The sequence below is a fragment of the Halomonas sp. A3H3 genome (genome assembly GCF_000982975.1).
GTDB classification, from domain to species: domain Bacteria; phylum Pseudomonadota; class Gammaproteobacteria; order Pseudomonadales; family Halomonadaceae; genus Vreelandella; species Vreelandella titanicae.
In genome coordinates this window covers 5041800-5064192 of sequence record NZ_HG423343.1, presented here as the reverse complement: position 1 = coordinate 5064192, position 22393 = coordinate 5041800, and the positions used below count along the sequence as shown (strand labels likewise).

17 protein-coding genes are annotated in these 22393 nt (G+C 57.2%); 13 read left to right on the top strand and 4 right to left on the bottom strand.

Features of this window, described 5'->3' with window-relative positions:
- Positions 1–72 precede the first annotated feature (72 nt).
- The 4 genes from HALA3H3_RS23000 (at position 73) to HALA3H3_RS22985 (ending at position 5632) form a co-directional block, all read left to right on the top strand.
- Positions 73–423 carry a hypothetical protein gene (locus HALA3H3_RS23000; protein ID WP_022523897.1) on the top strand — a complete coding sequence of 117 codons (351 nt, stop codon included), beginning with the start codon at positions 73–75 and terminating at the stop codon, positions 421–423.
- A gap of 101 nt (positions 424–524) precedes the next feature.
- Positions 525–3257, top strand: a complete 2733-nt coding sequence (gene secA, locus HALA3H3_RS22995) for a preprotein translocase subunit SecA (RefSeq protein ID WP_022523896.1) — start codon at positions 525–527, stop codon at positions 3255–3257.
- 67 nt (positions 3258–3324) lie between these two features.
- A complete protein-coding gene (gene argJ, locus HALA3H3_RS22990) occupies positions 3325–4554 on the top strand; it encodes a bifunctional glutamate N-acetyltransferase/amino-acid acetyltransferase ArgJ (RefSeq protein WP_022523895.1) in 1230 nt (409 codons plus the stop codon).
- Positions 4555–4675: 121 nt separating this feature from the next.
- Complete coding sequence (locus HALA3H3_RS22985; RefSeq protein WP_022523894.1) at positions 4676–5632, top strand: Nudix family hydrolase; 957 nt, start codon at positions 4676–4678, stop codon at positions 5630–5632.
- 114 nt (positions 5633–5746) lie between these two features.
- Here the strand turns inward: HALA3H3_RS22985 and HALA3H3_RS22980 are convergent, their stop codons facing one another.
- Together HALA3H3_RS22980 and HALA3H3_RS22975 are read right to left on the bottom strand one after the other, a co-directional pair.
- On the bottom strand, positions 5747–6649 hold the full coding sequence (locus tag HALA3H3_RS22980; RefSeq protein ID WP_022523893.1) for a carbon-nitrogen hydrolase: 903 nt from the start codon (positions 6647–6649) through the stop codon (positions 5747–5749).
- A 10-nt stretch (positions 6650–6659) separates the two neighbouring features.
- Positions 6660–7727, bottom strand: a complete 1068-nt coding sequence (locus tag HALA3H3_RS22975; protein ID WP_022523892.1) for an agmatine deiminase family protein — start codon at positions 7725–7727, stop codon at positions 6660–6662.
- A 179-nt stretch (positions 7728–7906) separates the two neighbouring features.
- On the opposite strand from HALA3H3_RS22975, the gene HALA3H3_RS22970 reads away from it, so the two are divergent.
- A complete protein-coding gene (locus HALA3H3_RS22970) occupies positions 7907–9148 on the top strand; it encodes a lipoprotein-releasing ABC transporter permease subunit (protein ID WP_022523891.1) in 1242 nt (413 codons plus the stop codon).
- A 25-nt stretch (positions 9149–9173) separates the two neighbouring features.
- Positions 9174–9887 carry an ABC transporter ATP-binding protein gene (locus HALA3H3_RS22965; protein ID WP_022523890.1) on the top strand — a complete coding sequence of 238 codons (714 nt, stop codon included), beginning with the start codon at positions 9174–9176 and terminating at the stop codon, positions 9885–9887.
- A 16-nt stretch (positions 9888–9903) separates the two neighbouring features.
- Here the strand turns inward: HALA3H3_RS22965 and HALA3H3_RS22960 are convergent, their stop codons facing one another.
- Complete coding sequence (locus HALA3H3_RS22960; protein ID WP_009286403.1) at positions 9904–10461, bottom strand: DUF2062 domain-containing protein; 558 nt, start codon at positions 10459–10461, stop codon at positions 9904–9906.
- Positions 10462–10556: 95 nt separating this feature from the next.
- Here HALA3H3_RS22960 and HALA3H3_RS22955 point away from each other — a divergent pair, with 95 nt between their 5' ends.
- From HALA3H3_RS22955 to murB, 7 genes are all read left to right on the top strand, one after another.
- The gene (locus HALA3H3_RS22955) at positions 10557–12836 is read left to right on the top strand and encodes a DNA internalization-related competence protein ComEC/Rec2 (protein ID WP_022523889.1); all 2280 of its coding nucleotides are present in this window, start codon (positions 10557–10559) and stop codon (positions 12834–12836) included.
- A 55-nt stretch (positions 12837–12891) separates the two neighbouring features.
- Positions 12892–14628: a lipid A export permease/ATP-binding protein MsbA gene (gene msbA / locus HALA3H3_RS22950; protein ID WP_022523888.1), complete on the top strand. Its 1737-nt coding sequence runs from the start codon at positions 12892–12894 to the stop codon at positions 14626–14628.
- 38 nt (positions 14629–14666) lie between these two features.
- A complete protein-coding gene (gene lpxK, locus HALA3H3_RS22945) occupies positions 14667–15695 on the top strand; it encodes a tetraacyldisaccharide 4'-kinase (protein WP_022523887.1) in 1029 nt (342 codons plus the stop codon).
- A gap of 13 nt (positions 15696–15708) precedes the next feature.
- A complete protein-coding gene (locus tag HALA3H3_RS22940; RefSeq protein ID WP_022523886.1) occupies positions 15709–15942 on the top strand; it encodes a Trm112 family protein in 234 nt (77 codons plus the stop codon).
- Positions 15942–16730 carry a 3-deoxy-manno-octulosonate cytidylyltransferase gene (gene kdsB / locus HALA3H3_RS22935; protein ID WP_022523885.1) on the top strand — a complete coding sequence of 263 codons (789 nt, stop codon included), beginning with the start codon at positions 15942–15944 and terminating at the stop codon, positions 16728–16730. The genes HALA3H3_RS22940 and kdsB overlap by 1 nt, the downstream gene beginning before the upstream one ends.
- Positions 16731–16804: 74 nt before the next feature.
- A complete protein-coding gene (locus HALA3H3_RS22930) occupies positions 16805–17269 on the top strand; it encodes a low molecular weight protein-tyrosine-phosphatase (protein WP_022523884.1) in 465 nt (154 codons plus the stop codon).
- Positions 17270–17294: 25 nt separating this feature from the next.
- Complete coding sequence (murB, locus tag HALA3H3_RS22925; RefSeq protein WP_022523883.1) at positions 17295–18305, top strand: UDP-N-acetylmuramate dehydrogenase; 1011 nt, start codon at positions 17295–17297, stop codon at positions 18303–18305.
- Positions 18306–18423: 118 nt separating this feature from the next.
- On the opposite strand, the gene rne is transcribed toward murB, so the two are convergent.
- Entirely contained in the window at positions 18424–21864 is a 3441-nt protein-coding gene (gene rne, locus HALA3H3_RS22920; protein ID WP_022523882.1) for a ribonuclease E, read from the bottom strand.
- Positions 21865–22393: the final 529 nt, after the last annotated feature.

Genomic DNA, 22393 nt, shown 5'->3' with positions numbered 1-22393 from the left:
ACTAATGACGTCGGCCACCTTCGCCGATGGCTGATTAGTAAACTCTACCACGCTCAGGAGCCGGTCTACAGCATGTCACCTACGCTTGATGTTCAATCAGCTTTGCCGCGGCGCCATCGCCGTTACGGTTTAGCGCGTTGGTGGCTGGCCGGTCTGTTGGTGAGTTGTCTTTTACCCGCCAGTTTAGGCCCTGCAGATGCATTCCGCGGCGGTGAGCGTAGCGTCACGATCTGTTTCTGGGTGCCCGCGATTTTACGCGCCCAGTCCCACTGGGTGGCCAGGCGTCGGCGCGCGCTGCAACGTTTTGCTCAAAGCCCCCAGCGCTTTGCGCCTGTTCGGCGTCTATGTCTCTGGCTAGCCCCGATGGCTATGCTGGTCGCCGCCCGGGATGTCTTGACCCAGCGCGGCCCGCCTTCCCGCTAAGTCTGTCGATAATACATCTACTTTGTGCATGCTCTAGAGATAAACAGCATGCATTGAAAGGGCAATGTCCGCTGGGACGCTCGTGAATACTTGGATATTTCATGCTTAATAATTTATTACGAAAAGTCGTGGGCTCTAAAAACGACCGCGATGTCAAACGCATGCACAAGAAGGTGCCGCAGATTAACGCATTAGAAGCAGAGCTTGAGGCGATTAGCGATGCTGAACTGCAAGGTAAAACCGCCGAGCTGCGCCAGCGCTTAGAAGCCGGTGAATCGCTTGATTCGCTGTTAGCGCCCGCCTTTGCGATCGTGCGAGAAGCCAGTAAGCGCGTTATGGGCATGCGTCACTTCGATGTGCAGATGGTAGGCGGCATGACCCTGCACCGTGGCCGCATCGCTGAAATGAAAACCGGTGAGGGTAAAACGCTGGTGGCGACGCTGGCGGTGTACCTGAATGCATTGCCGGGTAAAGGGGTGCACGTGGTCACGGTGAACGACTACCTGGCTCGCCGTGATGCTGAGTGGATGCGTCCGCTGTATGAATTTCTGGGCCTTACCATTGGCGTCATTTTCTCCGGCCAGACAGGCGAAGAGAAGCGTCATGCGTACCAGTGTGATATTACCTATGGCACCAACAACGAGTTCGGCTTCGATTATCTACGCGATAACATGGCGTTCTCGTTAGAAGATAAAGTTCAGCGTGGCCTGCACTATGCGATTGTCGATGAAGTTGACTCGATTCTTATCGATGAAGCGCGTACGCCGCTGATTATTTCCGGTGCGGTCGATGAGAATACCGACCTCTATAAAGTCGTCAATCAACTTGCCCAGCAGCTTGAAAAAGGCGAAGAGATTGAAGATGAGGAAGCCACGGTTGTTGGTGACTTCTTGGTCGACGAGAAGCAGAAGCAAGTAGAGTTAACCGAGCAGGGGCATAATAAAGTTGAAGAGCTGATGCGCGCTGAAGGTTTATTGGGCGATGACGAGTCGCTGTATGCCGCGCAAAACCTTAACTTGCTTCAGCATATGCACTCGGCGCTGCGCGCCCGCCATCTCTATAACCGTGATGTCGACTACATCATCTCTGAAGGTCAGGTGGTGATCGTCGACGAGCACACCGGCCGCTCTATGCCCGGGCGCCGCTGGTCGGAAGGGTTGCACCAAGCCGTCGAGGCCAAAGAGGGCGTCACGGTGCAGCGCGAAAGCCAAACGCTAGCCTCAACGACGTTCCAGAACTACTTCCGTCTGTATGAAAAACTCGCCGGGATGACCGGTACGGCGGATACTGAAGCCTTTGAGTTTCGGCAAATTTACGGCCTCGACGTGGTGGTGATTCCCACCAATCGGCCACTGGCCCGTAAAGACCTCAACGATCTGGTTTATTTGAGCGCGGAAGAGAAGTACGAAGCGATCATCAAAGATGTCAAAACCGAGACCGAAGCCGGGCGTCCAGTGCTGGTGGGTACGGCTTCTATTGAGACATCCGAGTACCTTGCCAAGCTGATGCGCGAGGCGGGCCTTACGTTCAATGTGCTTAACGCCAAGCAGCACCAGAGTGAAGCGGAGATCATTGCTCAGGCAGGCCGCCCAGGGGCGATTACGATCGCCACTAACATGGCCGGTCGTGGCACCGATATCGTTCTAGGCGGTAACTGGGAGGCTGAAGTCGCCAAGCTGCAAAACCCTATCCAAGAACAGGTTGAGGCGTTAAAAGTCGAGTGGCAAGCGCGCCACGATGGTGTGCTCGCCGCTGGCGGCCTGCATGTGGTGGGCTCTGAACGCCACGAGTCCCGGCGTATCGATAACCAGCTGCGTGGCCGTGCCGGACGCCAGGGTGACCCCGGCTCAACGCGCTTCTTCTTGTCGCTTGAAGATAGTCTGATGCGCCTGTTCGGCTCTGACCGCGTCAAACGCTTGATGCAGGCATTGGGGCTTGAGCATGGCGAAGCCATTGAGCATAAAATGGTCTCTAACGCCGTTGAGCGTGCCCAGAAGAAAGTTGAAGGGCGTAACTTCGATATTCGTAAGCAGCTACTTGAGTACGACGATGTTGCCAACGATCAGCGTCGAGTGATCTACGACCAGCGCAATGAGATTCTGGCCGCGGACGATGTGGCTGATGCCGTTATTGGTATCCGCGAAGAGGTGATGGAGACGGCCATCAGCGACTACGTGCCGCCCCAAAGCCTGCCCGAGCAGTGGGATCTGCCCGGCTTGGAAGCGCACTTGAAGACGGAGTTCAACCTTGACGCACCGGTGGTTAAATGGGCCGCCGAAGATGATCGCTTTAGTGAAGAGCAGTTGCGTGAACGGCTGCAGACGATGCACCGCGAGGCCTATGCAGCCAAAATCGAGGCGGCTGGCGAGAAGCTGATTCGTCGCTTTGAGAAGCAGGTCATGCTGCAAGTGCTGGACACGCGTTGGAAAGAACACCTTCAGTCGATGGATCATTTGCGTCGCGGTATCCACCTACGTGGCTATGCTCAGAAAAACCCCAAGCAAGAGTACAAGCGTGAATCCTTTGAACTCTTCCAGCAGCTGTTAGAGCACATTAAAGCCGATGTGACGCGTATTCTGAGCCACGTACAGGTTCGTCAGCCCGAGGAAGTAGACGCCCTTGAGCAACAGCGCCGCGAAGCGCTGGCGCGGGAAACCGCCACGGCGGCAAGCCGTCATGACACCCCGACCCAGGAGCAGCCCGAAACTGAGCAGGAAGCGCCTGGTGTTGATGGCCGCCCTGTGCGTCGCGAAGGCCCGAAAGTGGGCCGCAACGACCCGTGTTTTTGTGGCTCGGGTAAAAAGTACAAGCAGTGCTGTGGAAAACTAAGCTAACGGCGCCCGTTTTGAGACCGTTTTTTGAGACGGTCTGTGAAACGGTCTTTGTCTAAAGGAGAAAATCATGGCGGTTGGAAACACTCCCTTTCCAGAGTTGCCACCCCTAAAAGGGGTGCGCCTGGGGGTTGCAATGGCGGGTATCAAAAAGCCGGATCGTCGTGATGTAGTGGTGATTGAACTGCCCGAGACCGTGACGGTGTCTGGGGTCTTTACCCGTAATGCGTTCTGCGCAGCGCCCGTTTTGGTGGCCAAGCAACACCTCGAGCAGTGCCGGGCAGAACACCGTTCGCCACGCTTTTGGCTGATCAACACTGGCAATGCTAACGCAGGTACGGGTGAAGCAGGTTTGCGGGATGCCAGGGCTAGCTGTGCAGAACTGGCTAAACAAGCCGGTGTGTCGTCGCAGGACGTGCTGCCGTTTTCAACCGGCGTAATTGGCGAGCCGCTGCCGATGGAGCGTCTGCTAGCGGGATTGGCACCGGCACTTGAAAGCATGGCCAGCGACAGTGTTGCCTGGGAACACGCAGGCCAAGGTATTTTAACCACCGATACTCGTGCCAAAGGCGCCAGTGTCACGGTTGAAATAGGCAATCAGCAGGTAACGATTAACGGCATCACGAAAGGGTCTGGCATGATTAAGCCCAATATGGCGACCATGCTGGGCTTTGTGGTGACCGATGCAACTATCGAAGCACCGCTGCTGGATCGGCTACTGCGTGAAACCGTCGATCGCTCGTTTAACTGCATCACGGTGGATAGCGATACCTCTACCAATGACGCTTGTATGTTGGCAGCGACCGGCACAGGCTCCCGCATTGCCGACGATGAGCAGATTGCCGTTTTCAGCAACGCCTTGCAGCGGGTAATGACCGAGCTGGCGCAGGCGATTATTCGCGACGCCGAGGGCGCAACCAAATTCGTTACCCTTCAGGTCGACGAAGCGAAAAGTCGTCAAGAGGCGCTCGATGTGGCCTTTACTGTTGCGCACTCACCGCTAGTCAAAACAGCGCTTTACGCTTCAGATGCTAATTGGGGGCGTATTTTGGCCGCGGTAGGACGAGCGCCTGTAAGCGACTTTGATGTCAACCGTGTGGTGATTGATTTAGGCGATGTACGTCTAGTTGAAAATGGCGGGCGTGCTGCAGGCTATACCGAAGCGGCAGGAAGCGCCGTCATGGCCGAGTCAGAAATTACCATTCGCATTAACTTGGGGCGCGGCGAGGAAAGTGCCACGGTATGGACCTCCGACCTCTCCCATGACTATGTGTCTATTAACGCGGATTACCGCAGCTAATCAGTCTCCCCCTGTGTGGGGCGTTGGTTGGCAGGGGTAGTGGGCACACGCAGCGATATAGCACCGATGCCTTTAGCATTGGTGCACGCAGTGGATAAAGACGTAACGAGTATATGAGTCTATGAGCATAAAGGTAAAACGACGGGTTCACGTCGCGGCGGCAGCGATTATCAGCGCCGATCAACAGCAAGTACTGATCGCTCGTCGGCCATCAAACGTAGATCATGGCGGGCTTTGGGAGTTTCCAGGCGGCAAACTGGCCCCTTATGAAACAGGTCTTGAAGGGTTAAAGCGTGAACTGCACGAAGAGCTAGGCGTTGAGATTGTTTGTGCCCAGCCGTTGATTCGCGTCCACCATGAGTACCCCGACAAGCATATCTTGCTCGATGTATGGCAAGTGCATGAGTTTGCTGGCGAGCCCTTTGGTCGTGAAGGGCAGGCGGTGCGCTGGGTGCCCATGAGCGAGCTCTCCAACTACCCCTTCCCGGCGGCTAATTTGCCGATTCTGCGAGCGGTAAGGTTGCCTACCGAGTATTTAATTACCGGGGAAGAGTTGGATGAGGCGCGTTTCGATGCGTTTTTGGAACGCGCGCTGCGTGAAGACAAAATTCGCCTGGTACAACTGCGCGCCAAGCAGTTGGATGAAGCGGCTTATCTGGCTCGTGCCCAGCGTGCCTTGAGCCTGTGTCGTGAGTACGGCGCGCGACTGCTGCTCAATGGTGAGCCGACGCTGCTTGATCACATTGACGCCGATGGCATTCATTTGACCAGCGAGCGTTTGATGCAGCTCGAACGTCGTCCGATTGCCGAAAGCAAGTGGCTGTCCGCATCAACACACAACCAAACGCAGCTTACCCAGGCGGCGGTGTTAGGCTGCGACTTTGTTAGCTTATCGCCGCTGCGCACCACACCGTCACACCCGGAAGTATTCCCGCTCGGCTGGCATGATTTCCAGCAGTTGGTAGAGCGCGCAGGCATGCCGGTATTCGCACTGGGTGGCATGACGCGCTTTGATGCCAATCATGCCCGTGCCGTGGGCGCTCAAGGAATCGCATCGATCCGCGATTTCTGGAAATAACACGCCAAGCCAGAACGCATAAAAAGAGCGTTATATAATGAAAAACGCCTGCCTCGGTATTTAGCCAAGGCAGGCGTTTTTACGTTTTCATCTTTAAGACTAAGGCCAAGCCTACTAGTCGCGGTAGCGGCGAGTCAGATCCCCATAAGCGTCCACACGACGATCGCGCAGATAGGGCCAGATGCGGCGGGTATTTTCACTGCGCGCCATATCTAGCTGAACGACTAACTGTTCAGTCTCTTCCCCCGCATGGGCCAATAGTTCACCTTGTGGTCCGCAGACGAAGCTGCCGCCCCAGAACTGAATGCCGTCTCCCACCCCAGAATGATCCGCCTCAAAGCCAACCCGGTTGGCGACTAGAACCGGCAAGCCGTTGGCGACACCGTGGGCGCGCTGAATCACTGTCCAGGCATCTTTTTGGCGGCTCTTTTCTTCCCCGTCGTCATTGGGATCCCAGCCGATCGCCGTGGGGTAGAGCAGTAAATCGGCACCGGCTAGCGCCATAAGACGGGCGGCTTCGGGGTACCACTGATCCCAGCAGACCAAGACGCCGAGACGGCCCACGGATGTTTCGATCGGAGTAAAGCCTTCTCCGCGGGTGCTGTCATGATCACCCGGCGTGAAGTAAAACTTCTCATAAAACCCGGGATCATCGGGAATGTGCATCTTACGATACTGACCTACCCGGCCCTTGGCGCGGTCATAGACCACCGCAGTATTGTGGTATAGCCCTGGAGCGCGGCGTTCAAATAGCGACCCAACCAGCACAATATTCAACTCTTTAGCGAGCGCCGCCAGGCGCTGGCCGGTAGGGCCATCCAGCGGTTCCGCTAGATCAAACAGGGCAGGGTCTTCAAATTGGCAGAAGTAGTGGGTGGCGTGCAGTTCTTGTAGCAGTACCAACTGCGCGCCTTGTTTAGCGGCGCTACGGATACCTTCTTCGCTTGCTGACAGGCTTTGGGCTTTGTCCGGCCACGCGGGTTGCTGCACAACAGCGACGGTTAGCGTTGTCGACATGGTGACTCCTTTAGCAAATAGCGGTCGTGGCAGGCGTGCCCCGGGCAAGCGTGCCTTGTGGAAGCTGCATGGTTAAACAGTGCAGGCTGCCATGTTGGCGAATAACGCTTACGCACTCAATCGGAATTAGCGTGTGCTCAGGAAAAGCAACCGCTAGCGCGTTCAGTGCAGTGACATCCGCCGGGTCGCCGTAGGTAGGCACCAGTACGGCCTGATTGATGATCAGGAAATTTGCGTAGGTGGCGGGCAGGCGGTGGCCATCTTCCGGGTCAAAGCAGGCTTGGGGCCAGGGCAGTGGAACAAGCCGGTAGGGTTCACCATTGCGTTGCCGGAAAGACTGCAGTTCTTGCTCCATCGCCGCCAAGGCCGCGTAGTGCGGGTCGTGAGGGTCGTCACAACGCACATAGGCGATGGTGGTTGGGTTGCAGAAGCGTGCCAGGGTATCAATATGGCTGTCGGTATCATCGCCCTCTAAATGGCCGTTGGCCAGCCACAGCACACGGTCAACGCCGAAGTCTTCGCCAAGCTGCGCTTCTACCTCTGCTCGGGATAGCGTGGGGTTACGGTTGGGGTTAAGCAGGCATGCTTCGGTGGTGAGCAGGGTGCCTTCGCCGTCAGTTTCTATACCGCCGCCTTCCAGTACCAGATTCCGCGAGGCCACCGGGCAGGCCCAGGCCCCCGCATCGGCAAGCCACTGGGTGAGCAAGTTATCGCGTTCGGCGGGAAATTTTCCACCCCAGCCGGTGAACGTGTAGTCGAGCAAGACACATTGGCCATCTTCATCGACCACGCTGATCGGGCCATGATCCCGCGCCCAGGTATCGTCGGTGGGTGCGACAATAAGCTGCAGGCGTTCAGCGGGCACAGCGTAGGCGTGAAAAGTATCGGCCAAGCGCTGCTTGGTTAGTTCGTCTGGTACGCAAATAAGCACACGCTGATAGCGCGCGGTGGCCATCACGATACGCTCGAGGGTGGCTTCGATGCGCGCAAGCAGAGGCGCCCAATCGCCGTCTGGGCGTGGCCAGGTCAGTTGTATCCCATCTTGGGGATACCATTCGGGTAGCAAACGATACGTCATAAAAGCGCAGCCCCACTGTCAGCAGTAAATCGGCGCAATGTAGGGTGTGGCGGGGCAAGTTGCAAGCGTAACGTTTTTATTCTGAACGCTCACGGCGAAGGCCGCTCTAATGGCCGTTTGAACATGCAGAGAGACTAAAAAAACCGTACCATGAGCGCTTATTGATAAGGAATGACGCCATGCTTGATCGTTTGCCTTTTCTGGTGGGGCTGCGCTACGTGCGCGCTAAACGCCGGAACCACTTTATTTCGTTTATTTCGCTCACCTCGATGTTGGGGCTAATGCTGGGGGTCGCCGTACTTATTTTGGTGCTGTCGGTGATGAATGGCTTCGACCATGAGCTGCGCACACGTATTTTAGGCATGGTGCCCCACGCTAAAATTGAGTCCCGGGAGGGCATGGTTGAATGGCAGGCTCTGGCTGAAGAGCTTATGCAAAGGGAGCGGGTCATTGGTGCGGCGCCCTACGTTGAGCAACAAGGTATGTTCTCCGTGGGCGGGCGTAATCAGGGAGCCATGGTCAATGGCATCAACCCGGAATGGGAAGACCGAGTGTCAATTATTGGTGAGCACATGCGCCAAGGTGAATTGACCGATCTGGTTCCCGGAGAGTGGCATGTGGTGCTGGGCTCAATGCTGGCGCGCAACTTGGGCGTTGGCGTGGGGGATCGAGTAACGCTGCTGGTACCCGAAGCATCAATTACCCCCGCCGGGGTCTTTCCACGCTTAAAACGCTTTACCGTTAGCGGTATTTTTAGCGTCGGTGCCGAACTAGACGCTAATTTGGCCTACGCCAATATTGAAGATATGCAGACTCTTGCGCGCCTGGGTGATGCGGTTGGCGGGCTTCGCCTCCAGCTGGATGATCTGTTTGCTGCCAGTAGCGAGACCCAGGCGATTCTCAATGAGCTTGGCCCGGAGTATCGGGGCAGCGATTGGACTTTCTCTCAAGGCAATCTTTTCCAGGCGATACAGATGGAAAAGCGCATGATCGCGCTACTGTTAACTGTGATTATCGCCGTGGCGGCGTTTAATATCGTCTCGACGCTGGTCATGGTCGTCACCGATAAACGCGCGGATATCGCCATTCTGCGGACTATCGGTGCTAAACCGAGCTCTATTATGGGGATTTTTATTGTTCAGGGCATGGCCATCGGGCTGATTGGTATCGCTGTTGGGGTGGCCGTGGGTGTGCTGCTGGCGCTGACCATTGCGGATCTGATTGGCTGGGTGGAAGGAACGCTGGGGATTCAGTTCCTGGATGCTGGGGTCTATTTCATTAGCGACCTGCCTTCACGCCTGCAGTGGAATGATGTCAGTCGTATCGTATTGGCCGCCTTTGGTCTGACGTTCCTGTCGACACTTTATCCCGCTTGGCGGGCGGCAAAAGTTCAGCCGGCGGATGTATTGCGCTATGAATAATGGCTTCAGGAATAAGGATGACACGATGTCGATAAATACAGGGCAAGAAGCTGCCGTCATGCTCGATTGCCAGACGCTGACACGAACCTACAGCGAAGGCCCCCAGGATCTGACGGTACTGGATAAGCTCAATTTGCAGGTGCGCGCCGGGGAACGGGTGGCCATCGTCGGCAGCTCGGGGTCAGGTAAGACAACGCTGTTAAACCTGCTGGGCGGTCTTGACCGCCCTAGTGAAGGCAGCGTCGTTATCGCCGGTGAGCCGCTATCAGGGCTGAATGAAGCAGCGCTTGGCAGCTTTCGTAACCGTTACATCGGGTTTGTGTATCAATTCCACCATCTATTGGCGGAATTCACTGCACTCGAAAATGCGGCGTTACCGCTGATTATTCGCGGTCAGTCGAAAAAGGCGGCCGAGAAGCGTGCCATGCAGATACTTGAGCGGGTAGGCATGCAGCCGCGGGCGGATCATAAGCCGGGTGAGCTTTCCGGCGGGGAGCGCCAGCGCGTGGCGATTGCCCGTGCGTTGGTCACCGATCCTAGTTTGGTGCTGATGGATGAGCCCACGGGCAATCTGGATCAAACCACAGCGGCGACCATTTTGGCGCTAATGGATGAACTGGCCAAAGAGAGCGCCTGTGCATTCGTGATTGTGACCCACGACGTTAGCCTGGCGGCCCATCAAGACCGCGTGCTTAAACTGGATGCGGGTAAGTTGGTCGAGCAGGCGCCGGCGCTTTAACCGTCGGGTTCAATCATTAAACCTTATCGTCAAATTCTGCTTCTATCTGCGCACGCCGCTGCCGACGTATCTGGCGGCGGCGTTTCCAGTTATGGGAGACGTGCCAGCGCCAGATCAAGCGAATGCCAATATTGACCACGATGGCTAATATGATCGCTGTTACCAACGAGCCGACGATCAGTGGCGGCATAATGTCGTGCATCTGTTCGGCGATCCAGTGCGTTGAAATACGCGAAGGGGCCTCCCGCACGGGCGCGCCGAGGATAAAGGTGCCAATCCAGTAGTTGCCGTAAAAAATCAGCGGCATCGTTAATGGATTAGTAATCCATACCAAGCCTACCGAGAGGGCTAAATTGCAGCGTGTTAGGCGCGCGCCTAGCGCGGCAACGACCATCTGAAAGGGGATGGGCAGCATCGCGCAAAACACGCCCACGCTAAACGCATTGGCAACGCTTCGGCGAGTTAGAAGCCACAACCCCGGGTCTGCAATCAGCGGTGCAATAAAGCGTAGCGAGCGCTGTTTCCTTATAGTGTCGGGTTTGGGCATGTAGCGCTGCAGGAATCTGCGCGGCATGGCGGATACTCTTGCCTATCGATGTGGCTCATTATCCATATAGAGCCACTCTTCGGCTATGCTAGGCCATTAATGAACATTCGCTGGAGGGCTCTATGCGGTTAGGTGTTGCCATGCCAGCGGCGCTTGCTGCACTTGCAGGAGGTGTTTTTGCCTGGTATTTCCACACCGCAGGGGGGGCTCCAAACGCGTTTGGCTGGGTGTTGGTAGCCGCGTTGCTGGTAGTGGGGCGGTGCCCGCGATTTAGTATATGGCTGCTGATCGGCGCCTGGGTCTTCACTGGCGTACAAGAAGAGTGGGGGAGTCGCTTACCGGCGGGGCTAAGCGGAGAAGACCTTGCCGTTGAGGCAACCGTGTTGGCCGCCCAGCCGGTGGGTAACGCCACGCGCCTGCTGTTAAGCGTTGATCAGTGTCAAAGCTCTTCGACTAGCCTGGCGCAACGGCCCAGCTGTTCCGCGCTCACCAAGGTGCGCATTACCGCTTATAGCGATGTTCGCTTTAGGCCCGGCGAGCAGTGGCAAATGACGCTTCGTTTGCGTCCCCCAAGTGGCTTTGCCAATCCTGATACCTTCAATTATGAGCAGTGGCTGTGGCGTGAGGGAATTCACGCCACCGGCTACTTGCGCCAGGAGCCAGCGCCGGTTCGGCTCTCTTCTGCTGATCCCTCGTTGCGCCAGCTAGCGCTGGATTTTTTAGCCCGTCAGCCGCTCGACGATCGAACCAAACGCTGGCTGGCCGCATTGACGTTAGGCGATAGCGAACAGCTTACCCAAGACGACTGGTCGCTGCTGAATGCCACCGGAACCACGCATCTGGTGGTGATTTCAGGCTTGCATGTCGGGCTGGTGGCCTCATTTGTACTGCTGCTAGCCAAGTCAGTCGCTCGGTTTGCAACGCCCACCAACTGGCGTATGCGCACCTGGCCGTGGTGGTTAGCAGCGCTAGCTTGTGTCAGTTACGCCACCCTTGCCGGGATGGCGCCACCGGCTATGCGGGCGATGGTGATGACATTGATCGGGCTGTGGGTGCTGAGTGGTCGGCATGCGCCGGGGGCTTGGCAGGGCTGGTGGCTGGCTCTCGCGCTGGTACTTATTGTCGATCCGCTAGCGCTATGGCGCCCAGGGATGTGGCTATCGTTTGTGGCAGTGGCGTGGCTGATTATTATTTGGCAGGGGCGGCGGCGCCCTCAAGGGATAAAGGGCTGGTGCTGGGCGCTGGTGAGATCGCAACTGCTGCTAGCCCCGCTAATGGCCGCCGCCGTATTGGTGGCCTTTGGGCGAGTGGCACCCGCTGCTCCATTGATCAATTTAGTCGCCGTACCCTGGGTAAGCTCGGTGATGGTGCCGACCGCACTGCTGGGGTGGCTGCTGTCACCTATTCCCATGGTGGGAGAGACGGTATGGTGGCTGTTTGAGCAGGCGCTAAGCGTTTTCCACCTGTTGCTGACGCTTGTGGTGCAGCACTGGCCACTATGGGAACCTGATCGGTCGTTAGCGTATCCGCTCGCCCTCGCACTGTTACTACTGTCGTTATGCTGGGGCCTACCTGCCGTGCTGCCAAGCTTACGGCTGGCAGCTACCGCGCTGATCGTTGCGCTGCCCTGGTGGTCGCTTCCGTCATCGATTCCCCCCAATGCGCTCAGAGTCAGCGTCCATGATGTGGGGCAGGGGCAGTTGATAGAACTGCGCAGCGCGCATTATCGCCTGCTCTACGACACCGGCCCTCGCTTTCGTAGTGGTTTTATGCCTCTGGAGGCGCTTTGGTCACCGGGGCAGTTGTTTGATCAAGTGTTAGTCAGCCACGCTGATAATGACCATGCGGGCGGTATCAGCGCATTGTTAGCCGATCATCGGGTCAAACAGTGGATGGCTCCTGCAGGTGAGGCGCTGCCAATTTCCGGTATTGATTGTCAGCGTGGTCAAACATGGCAGCGTGATGGGGTGAGTTACCGTATTCTCTGGCCGCCCGCGGGTGATAACGATTTATCTGCCAACGATCGCTCCTGCGTACTTGAGGTGAGCGCTGGTGAGCAGAGACTGCTGATTACGGGGGATGTGAGCACTGAGGTAGAGCGTCGCTTTCTGCGAGAGGTGGAGCCGCCTGTTAGTGTATTGGTGGCAGGGCACCATGGCAGCGGCACCAGCTCGGGTATCCAGTTCGTACGTTCCATCGCTCCTGAGCATGTGATATTTAGCGCCGGGCGGAGTAATGCGTTTCAACATCCGGTAGATTCTGTCGTGCGCCGTTTTCGCCAGCAGGGCAGCTGTCTATGGAACACGGCGCATGACGGCGCACTGCGTTTTTGGCTAAAAGCGGCCCAGCCCATCCAGGTTGAAACAACGCGACCATTGCCAGGGCGACGCAACCAGTGTTGAAGCGCGTCGCCATCAGGTAGAATTCTCCGATTGCACACTATGGCCAGGAGCGCGTGTGACTGATTCAGGTTGGGGTATTTATAAGCGGTTGTTGGGCTATGTGAAGCCGCATTGGCGAGCTTTTGCGCTAGCGATAGTGGGCTTTGTGGTTTACGCCGCGTCGAGTACCGCGCTGGCGGAAATGATGAAGCGATTAATTGATGGCATTCAAAACCCAGATGCGGCGTTTCGGTTCTTTCTACCGCTGTTTGTAATTATTATGTTTTCCGCCCGGGGGTTAGGTACTTTTTTAAGCACCTACTTCATGGCCTATGTGGGCCGCTACGTGATTCATACCCTGCGTTGCGACGTGTTTGCCCATCTACTCCATCTGCCGGGCTGGTTTTTTGACCATCACTCCAGCGGTCAACTGGTATCACGGGTGACCTACCACGTTGAGCAAGTCGCGGGGGCGGCCACCAAAGCGGTGACGATTATTCTTCGGGAAGGCCTGTTCGTCGTCGGCTTGGTGCTCTATCTACTCTGGACTAACTGGATGCTAACACTGCTGTTTCTGGGCGTGACGCCGATCATTGCCGTGGTGGTAAGCTACGTCAGCAAGCGCTTTAGACGCATTTCAAAACGCATTCAGCACTCCATGGGCGATGTCACCCATATTGCCTCGGAAGCGCTGTCGGGCTATCGGGTAGTGCGCACCCACGGCGCAGAGCCGTATGAAAAGCAGCGCTTTGAGCGGGTCAGTGAAGAGAATCGCCGCCAAAGTATGAAAGAAGCCATGACCCGTGCGGTCAGTTCCCCTGTGATTCTGATGTTGGTGGCCATCTCCATGGCGCTACTGGTCTGGCTGGCCATGGCACCCTCGCTGATGGAGAACATGACGCCTGGTGAGTTTGTGGCCTTTATTACCGCGGCTGCCCTGATGATCAAGCCGGTACGTCAACTGACCGAGATTAACGGTGAAATTCAGAAAGGCCTGGCGGCCGCGTCAGAGCTTTTCGGATTGCTGGATATGACCCCTGAAGAGGATAGTGGCAAACATATTGCCAGCCGTTTAAACGGCGATGTCGTGATCGATCATGTTAGCTTCCGCTATGCCGACGACCAGCCCGAAGTCCTGCACGATATTAATCTACGCATAGCACCGGGCGAACTGGTGGCGATAGTCGGGCGTTCGGGGAGCGGCAAGTCCACTCTGGTCAGCTTGCTGCCGCGTTTTTACTGCCCCACTCAAGGCCGTATTACTATCGATGGCATTAATGTTGATGAATACGCGCTTGGCCCACTGCGCCAGCAGATTGCTCTGGTGTCGCAGCAGGTGACGCTATTTAACGCCTCGATTGCCGATAATATTGCTTACGGGGTGGCCAATCCTGATCCCCAGGCTGTTCAGGCTGCAGCTGAAGCCGCCTATGCCCATGAGTTTATCGATAAGCTTCCCAATGGTTATGCCACCACCGTGGGTGAAAATGGCGTGATGCTCTCGGGCGGCCAACGCCAGCGGCTGGCGATTGCCCGGGCGATCTTCAAGGATGCGCCGCTACTGGTGCTGGATGAGGCTACTTCCGCGTTGGATACAGAGTCCGAGCGCTATATTCAAAAAGCCCTTGAGCGAGTCTGTGAAGGGCGCACCACGCTGGTCATCGCCCACCGCCTCTCTACCATAGAGCGGGCTGACCGGATTGTGGTGATGGATCAGGGGCGCATTATCGAAGAGGGGTCGCATCAGTCGCTTCTGGATGCCGATGGCGCCTACGCAGCGCTGCATCAGCTGCAGTTTCAAGAAGCGCCATGAGGCTATCGATATGAGCCTTTTGATATGAGCCTATCGTTATGAGCTTTGCCAAGAGAACGCTGGCGGAGCGCTGGCTGCAAGGCGCTTACCAGGGCAGCCGCTGGCTATCGCCGCTGAGGCCTTTAGGGGCGCTTTATCAGTGGGCCATGGCGCGGCGGGAGCGGGAATACTCTAGCGGCCAAAAAGCTACTTGGAAGGCGCCGGTGCCGGTTATCGTGGTAGGCAATATCACCTTGGGGGGGACGGGTAAATCGCCGCTGGTGGCGTGGCTAGCTGGCTGGCTGGTGGCCCAAGGCTGGTCGCCAGGTATCGTTAGCCGCGGCTATGGCGGAAAAGCGCCCAGTTACCCGCTGCTGGTCACCGCCGACACGAACGTTGTCGAAAGCGGTGATGAGCCGCTGATGCTGGCACAGCAGACGGGACTGCCAGTGGCCGCAGACCCCAATCGCGTGCGCGGTGTTCAGGCACTGATCGAGAAGGGCTGCGATATTATCTTGAGCGACGACGGTTTACAGCACTTGGCACTGGATCGAGATATTGAGTTGGTGGTTGTGGATGGTGACCGTGGATTGGGCAACGGGCGCTGCCTGCCCGCCGGGCCGCTGCGCGAGTCGCCCAGCCGGTTGCAGCGTGTTGACGCGGTGATCATTAACGGCGACTCACCGCCCTCTTTGTCGCTTACTCCGTCTATTATGCAGGCAGCCACTACTATGCAGCTGGCGCCGCTGCGCTGGCGCCGCCTTGATGACGGCGCACGTTTTCCGCTTGCGCCGCTGCCGTTTACGCTGCCGGTGCACGCGGTGGCAGGTATCGGGCATCCCGAGCGCTTTTTTCGTACACTCTCCGCGTTGGGTGTTGAGGGCGAGTGGCACCCGTTGGCCGACCACCAGCACTTTAGTGCGGGCGCGCTAAGCTTTGCAGATACCCGCCCAGTGATTATGACCGCTAAAGACGCCGTTAAGTGTTACGCCCTGGCCCCGCCTAACAGTTGGGTATTAGATGTGGAGGCATCCCTTCCACCCGAATTTGAGCACTGGCTGGCAGCGCGGCTGTCGGCACTTTCCTAAAGGAGATAAGCGCATGGATAAGGAACTGCTGGCAATGCTGGTCTGCCCGTTGTGTAACGGTAAGCTGAAGTATGATCGCGATGCTCAAGAGCTGCGCTGCCACTACGATGGCCTTGCCTATCCGATCAAAGAGGGGATTCCGGTGATGTTGCCGGAAGAGGCTCGCGTGATGGATGCTGATGAAAAGCTGCCTACTTCTCCAGGACGCTCTCCAGGACGTTCCCAAGAGCGTTTAGGAGACGCTTAATGGCTGTCTTTGATGACATGGTTGATTTCAAGGTGCCTGATTTTACCGTCGTCGTACCTGCTCGCTACGGCTCTACCCGGCTGCCCGGCAAGCCACTGCTTGATATTGCCGGGGAACCGATGGTCGCTCACGTATGGCGCCGTGCTTGCCAAAGCCACGCCAGCCGAGTGGTCGTGGCAACAGACGATAGCCGTATTCGTGATGCCATGCTGCCCTACGGCGCCGAAGTGATCATGACCCGCGACGATCACCCCTCGGGCACCGACCGATTAGCCGAGGCGGCTGGTATATTGGCATTGACGGATGATGCGCTGCTGGTGAATGTGCAGGGCGATGAGCCGCTGATTCCTCCCGCGCTGATCGACCAGGTGGCTCTGCGCCTAGCCGACGATCCCGGAGCGTCGATAGCCACGCTGGCGGAGCCTATCAATGACGTGGACACGCTGTTTAATCCCAACGTGGTCAAGGTGGTGCGCACACTGCAAGGCCGCGCGCTGTATTTCTCACGGGCCCCTATCCCCTGGGATCGTGAGCAGTTCAAAACGCCACCGTCCATGCTGGCAACCGATGCCTGGCTGCGCCATATCGGGTTGTATGCGTATCGTGCTGGCTTTCTAGCCGCCTATCGGGACTGGCCTGCCTCAAGCCTCGAACAGCTTGAACAGCTAGAACAGTTGCGTGCGCTGCAGAATGGTCACGCTATTCAAGTGGCATTGGCCTGCGAAGCAAACCCTGCCGGTGTTGATACGGCCGAGGATCTAGCGCGGATTCGGGCGCTGCTGGCCTAGCGCGGGTTCGGGTGTTGCCGGTTTAGCGCAGGGGCGGGCGCTTGCTTGGGCAGCTCAGTTTTTAAGGAGCTATCGTGAAAGTATTATTTGTATGTTTAGGAAATATTTGCCGTTCACCGACCGCCGAAGGTGTTTTTCGTCGTGCTCTTGAGCGAGCAGGGTTGGCCGATGAGGTCGAGATAGACTCCTGCGGCGTCGGCAGTTGGCATTTGGGCAAAGCGCCAGACGCCCGCGCGCAGCAGGCAGCACTACTGCGCGGTATCGATATAAGCGACCTGCATGCCCGCCAGCTAAGCGAACACGATTTTACCCAATTCGACTACGTGCTAGGCATGGATCAGGACAATTTACGCGCCATGCGCGAGCTGAAGCCTGCCAATAGCCAGGCGCATGTTGGGCTGTTTTTAGATTTTGCTGGTACCCCCGGTGCTGAAGTCCCAGACCCCTATTTTGGCGGGGATGAAGGATTTGAGAAGGCTCTGGATATGATTGAAGCTGCATCAGAAGGGCTGATTCGACACCTTAAGCGAGAGCTGTAATGGGGCTAATGGTGTGGCTGCACAGATGAATATTCTCAGCAATGTGGATTTGTCCGCCGCTAATACACTTAGGCTCCCCTGCCAAGCAGAGCGCTTCGCGTCACCAAAGACATTAACAGCTCTACGCCAAACGTTAGCCGAGGCACGCCATGAAGGCTGGCCCGTCACGCTGCTCGGTGGCGGCAGCAATGTTCTGCTTCCCGAGGCACTACCAGGTTTGGTGGTGCGGCCTGATTTGCAACAGCACTGGCTCAGTCAGCGTCAAGGGCATGTGCTTGCCCATGTAGGGGCGGGAGTTAATTGGCATACGCTGGTGATGGCGACTGCTGCACACGGCCTGTGGGGCATTGAAAACCTGGCGCTGATCCCTGGCAGTTGTGGTGCAGCGCCGGTGCAGAACATTGGCGCCTACGGCGTTGAGCTTGCCGACACGCTGCAAGCGGTGCAGGTAATGGAGCTTGCCACCGGGCGGGTAAATTGGCTAAGCGCGCAAGAGTGCGCCTTTGGTTACCGTGAGAGTATTTTTAAAGGCGAGTTGGCAGGTAGCATTGTGATCACTCAGTTAGTCTTGCGTTTGTCACGCACGCCAGCACCCCGGCTAGGGTATGGCGATCTCGCCGCACGTTTAGCAAGCCCTCCCACACCGCTCGCGGTAGCCGAAGCGGTATGTGGTATTCGACGCGAGAAGCTGCCCGACCCACAGGTGCTGGCCAACGCGGGGAGCTTCTTCAAAAATCCGCTGGTAGCTGATGTGCTGGCAGCGCAGTTGTTGCAGCAGTATCCTGCTATGCCCCATTTCCCCCAGGAAGGAGGGCAAACAAAGCTGGCGGCGGGGTGGTTAATCGACCAGTGTGGCTTGAAAGGGATGCGTGATGGTGCCTTCGGAGTACACCAGCATCAAGCGTTGGTGCTGGTGCACTTTGGCGGCGGTGATCGTCAAGGGCTAATGAAAACAGCTAGCTATATCGCTGACCAGGTCGAGGCACGCTTTGGGGTGCGTTTAGAGCCCGAGCCGCGGTTAATTAATCCCTGTTAGTTAATCTCTATTAGTTAATTTCTATTAGTTAATCTCTAGGCCCTGCCTCTAAGGTGCACATAACGCAAAAATCCCCGCCGAAGCGGGGATTTTTGTTACTGCAATACGCGCGAACGATCTATTCGGAGCGTGTGTCTTGCTGCGCCTGTTTGCGCTTCTCACGCGGGTCATTGTGGGCCCGTGTGCGACGGCGGCGGGGTTTAGGCGCTTCTTCAGTTACTGCGGCTTCAGCGGGTGCTTCACTGGTGACCGGTTGAGTGGGCTGAGCGTCTGCTTCAGTTGCAGGGGGAGCAGTCACAGGCGTTTCAGTCGCTGCTAGTTCGTCGCTGCTCTTTTCAGGACTGTCTTCAGAACTATTCGGTTCAGCGCTACTCTCTTCAATGCTCCTTTCTTCAGCGACTCGGTCTTCAGCGTTTGTGTCTTTAACGCTCTTAGGCTCATCACCTTTTTCTGCGCTGTCTTGCTTTGGCTCGCTGTTGGCAGGCTCTTCAGTTGAAGGGGCTGCGGCGACACTCTCAGAAGCGTTCTCAGAAGTACTCTCAGCAACATCTGGGTTTGCCGCTTCCTGGCGAGTTTGGGTGCTAGCTGGCGCTTCGGGCTGATGCTCGTCGCTGCTTTGATCCGTACCCGCACTATTGAAAGGTGCCGGGGAGGCCGCCTCTTCAATAGTTGCGGCTGGATCAACGGCGTTGGTCGCAGGCGGTTCGACGGCTTCAGGCGCTGCCTGTTCGTTAGCACTGGGCTGCTGACTATCGGCGGTTTTCTTACTTTCAGCTGGTTCGGCGTTGGCTTTGGCCGTTGCTGAGGTCACCTCAGATGGCGCTGACGGCTCTTCGCTGGCTGTGGCCTCCGGTTCGCTTGGCTTGGCGGCGGCCTCATCCTGCTCAACGGTGCTGGCAGTTGACGTTTGCTCCGCCGGTGAAGTCGCTTTAGGCTGGCGGCGCTGGTGCGTCGACTTGCGCGCTTTAGCGTTTTCTGCCACGGGCCGGTTGGCGGTCGTCGCGTCGTCCGCTTGCTCGGCGTTGGATTCAGGCGCATCGGCTGCTGCCGCTTCTGGCTCAGCGGTATTCCCCGCGTCCGATCCTAATGCAATCGTTGTGTCATTTGTCGCTGCTTTACCCACCTGTTCTTCTGCCGCAGGGTCTTCGGCCGGCTCTGGTGTTACTGCTGACGCTTCATTCTGAGCCTCGGCCTGCAGTTTTAACTGCTCAGCTTCTGCCTGAGGGTTGATTGCCTGGGTGCGCGTGCGGTTACGCGGGTTGTTACGCGTACGCTTCGGCTTGCCGTCATCCTGCTTGGTCTCTAAGTTCTTGGACTCTGGGCTCTTGGCCGTTGCATCGCGCTGGCTGTCGCGGTTTTTGTCACCACCATCACGACGCGACTCTTTCTGCGCTGCACTTTTGCCGCTGGTGCTCTCTTTAGAGCCCTCTTTCGTGGAGCTGTCTTTGCTAGGGCTGTCTTTGGAAGAGCTATCAGCCTGGTTCTCTTTACGAGGCGCTTTGGCTGACTCTTGACCGTTAGCATCGTCCTGCTGAGGGTGGCGACGGCGGTTGCGGGTACGGCTGGGGCCGCTCCGCTTATCGCTATTGTCGTCACTGGCAGGACGCGGTGTGCTGCTGCGCTGCTCGGCTTTTTGTTCAGCTTTTGGCTCAGGGCGGGCGCTATTATCGCTGCGCGACTCGTTACGGCTTGCGTTGTCGCCACGCGACGATTTTTGCCGCGACTCGCTGCTGCGCTGATTGGTTTTGCGCTCGCTTGGCTTGCGCGGAGCCGGTGTTTCAACCTTGGGCTCTGGCGTGGCTTCGGTATTGCTTTCGTCGCTACCGAGCAGTTTGGCGAAGCCGCGGATAAAGCGCCCAATAACGCTGGGTTGCTCGCTGGTCACCGGTGCTGCTTTGGCCGCTGGAGCTGCAGCGGGCGCCTTCTCTTCCGTTTGCAGCGATGCCGGGGCGGGAGCGTTGTGGGTGACACTCTTGACGGCGGCTTCGGCGCGTTGAGCGGGCGGCACGAAGCTGGGTGTCGGCTCTTTGCCTACTTCGGTGTCGGTGGAGAGCTCAAAGCTCGATAGGCTTTGAGTGTCATCCTCGTCCAGGTGGTCATCACGCAGCCGCTGCACGTCGTAGTGGGGCGTATCCATATCAGGATTGGGCAGCAGTACCACACGAACATTCTGGCGAGACTCAAGATCTGCCAACACGCTGCGTTTTTCATTGAGCAGGTAAGTCGCCACGGGTACCGGTAGAATGGCGCGAATCTGCGCGCTATTCTCTTTCATCGCCTCTTCTTCAATCAGGCGCATGATAGAGAGGGAGAGCGAGCGAACATCGCGAATGGTGCCCTGACCATTACAGCGCGGGCAGACCACGCCACTAGTTTCTCCCAGCGAGGGACGCAGGCGCTGGCGGGACATTTCCATCAGGCCAAAGCGTGAAATACGCCCAATCTGTACCCGTGCGCGATCCAGCTTGAGGGCATCGCGCATGCGGTTTTCAACTTCACGCTGGTTGCGTGCAGGTCCCATGTCGATAAAGTCAATAACCACCAAACCGCCGATATCACGCAGGCGCAGCTGGCGGGCGATTTCATCGGCGGCTTCAGAGTTGGTCTGTAGGGCGGTCTCTTCGATATCGCTGCCGCGGGTGGCGCGTGCGGAGTTGATATCGATGGAGACTAGCGCTTCGGTGTGATCGATCACAATCGAGCCGCCAGAAGGCAGCTTCACTTCGCGCTGATAGGCGGTTTCGATTTGTGATTCGATCTGGAAGCGCGAGAATAGCGGTACTTCGTCCGCGTAGAGCTTGATCTTCTGCTGGTACGAGGGCATTACCTGGCGAATAAAGCTCAGCGCTTCGGCGTGAATCTCGGGGCTGTCGATCAATACTTCGCCGATGTCCTGGCGTAGGTAGTCGCGCATGGCGCGAATGATGACGTTGGATTCACGGTAGATCAGGAACGGGGCAGGGCGCTTGGCAGCTTCGGTGGTGATCGATTCCCACACCTGAACCAAGTAGTCCAAGTCCCACTGGAGCTCTTCCGGATTGCGACCAATGCCTGCAGTGCGCACGATCAGGCCCATTTTATCCGGCACGGTCAACTGACCCATGGCGTCTTTGAGCTGACTGCGCTCGTCGCCTTCGATACGGCGAGAAATGCCACCTGCACGCGGGTTATTGGGCATCAATACCAAAAAGCGACCAGCCAGGCTGACAAAGGTGGTTAGCGCGGCACCTTTGTTGCCACGCTCCTCTTTATCGACCTGGACGATGACCTCTTGACCCTCTTTAAGCACTTCTTTAATGCTCGGACGTCCGGAAACGTCTTTGACAAAGTACTCGCGAGAGATCTCCTTGAGGGGCAAAAAGCCGTGACGGTCGGCGCCGTAGTCAACGAAGGCAGCTTCCAGGGAGGGCTCTACGCGGGTGATTTTACCGCGATAGATATTGGCTTTTTTCTGTTCTCTTGCGCCGGATTCGATATCTAAATCGTATAGGCGTTGTCCATCAACTAAAGCGACACGCAGCTCTTCGGGCTGGGTCGCATTGATAAGCATCCGTTTCATAGTGTCTCGCATAGCGTTGCGTGCCGGCGAACTGCCTATTGGGTGACGTAGGCGAATCGCTGGGTGCTGCGTGCTTGTGCTCGGCGCATTGCAATGCTGACGCGTCAAGCCGGGAAGGCATCATCGCCAACCCGGCCGATAGGGCGTTGAGTACGTGGCGGAGGCAGGACGTGTTCCGGTGGCTGTCACGTCCATCCGGCCCTGCTGACACCGCCAACACCTGGCATTCATCGATTCACCAACGCCGGCCACCGGCACAGCGTTGAACTTTTCGCCCGGAGACAGTCATCGCCTTGTGACGAATAAGGCGGAGCTGCTCAGGACGTGGCGTTGTTTAGTTGCTGCCTGCCGTTGAGGGCAAGGCTTATTTTCCTCTGCCGGCATAAAAAACGGGCGGCAGAGTTACTGCATTTTTAAGATCAGTTTTAATACTGGAAAACGGGCAATGCGTACACTGGTGCCGTTTTTGCGTTCAGGCCTGCGTGTTAGTCGGGCAGGCGCATTAACCAAGCTCAGCGGTGATGCTCTC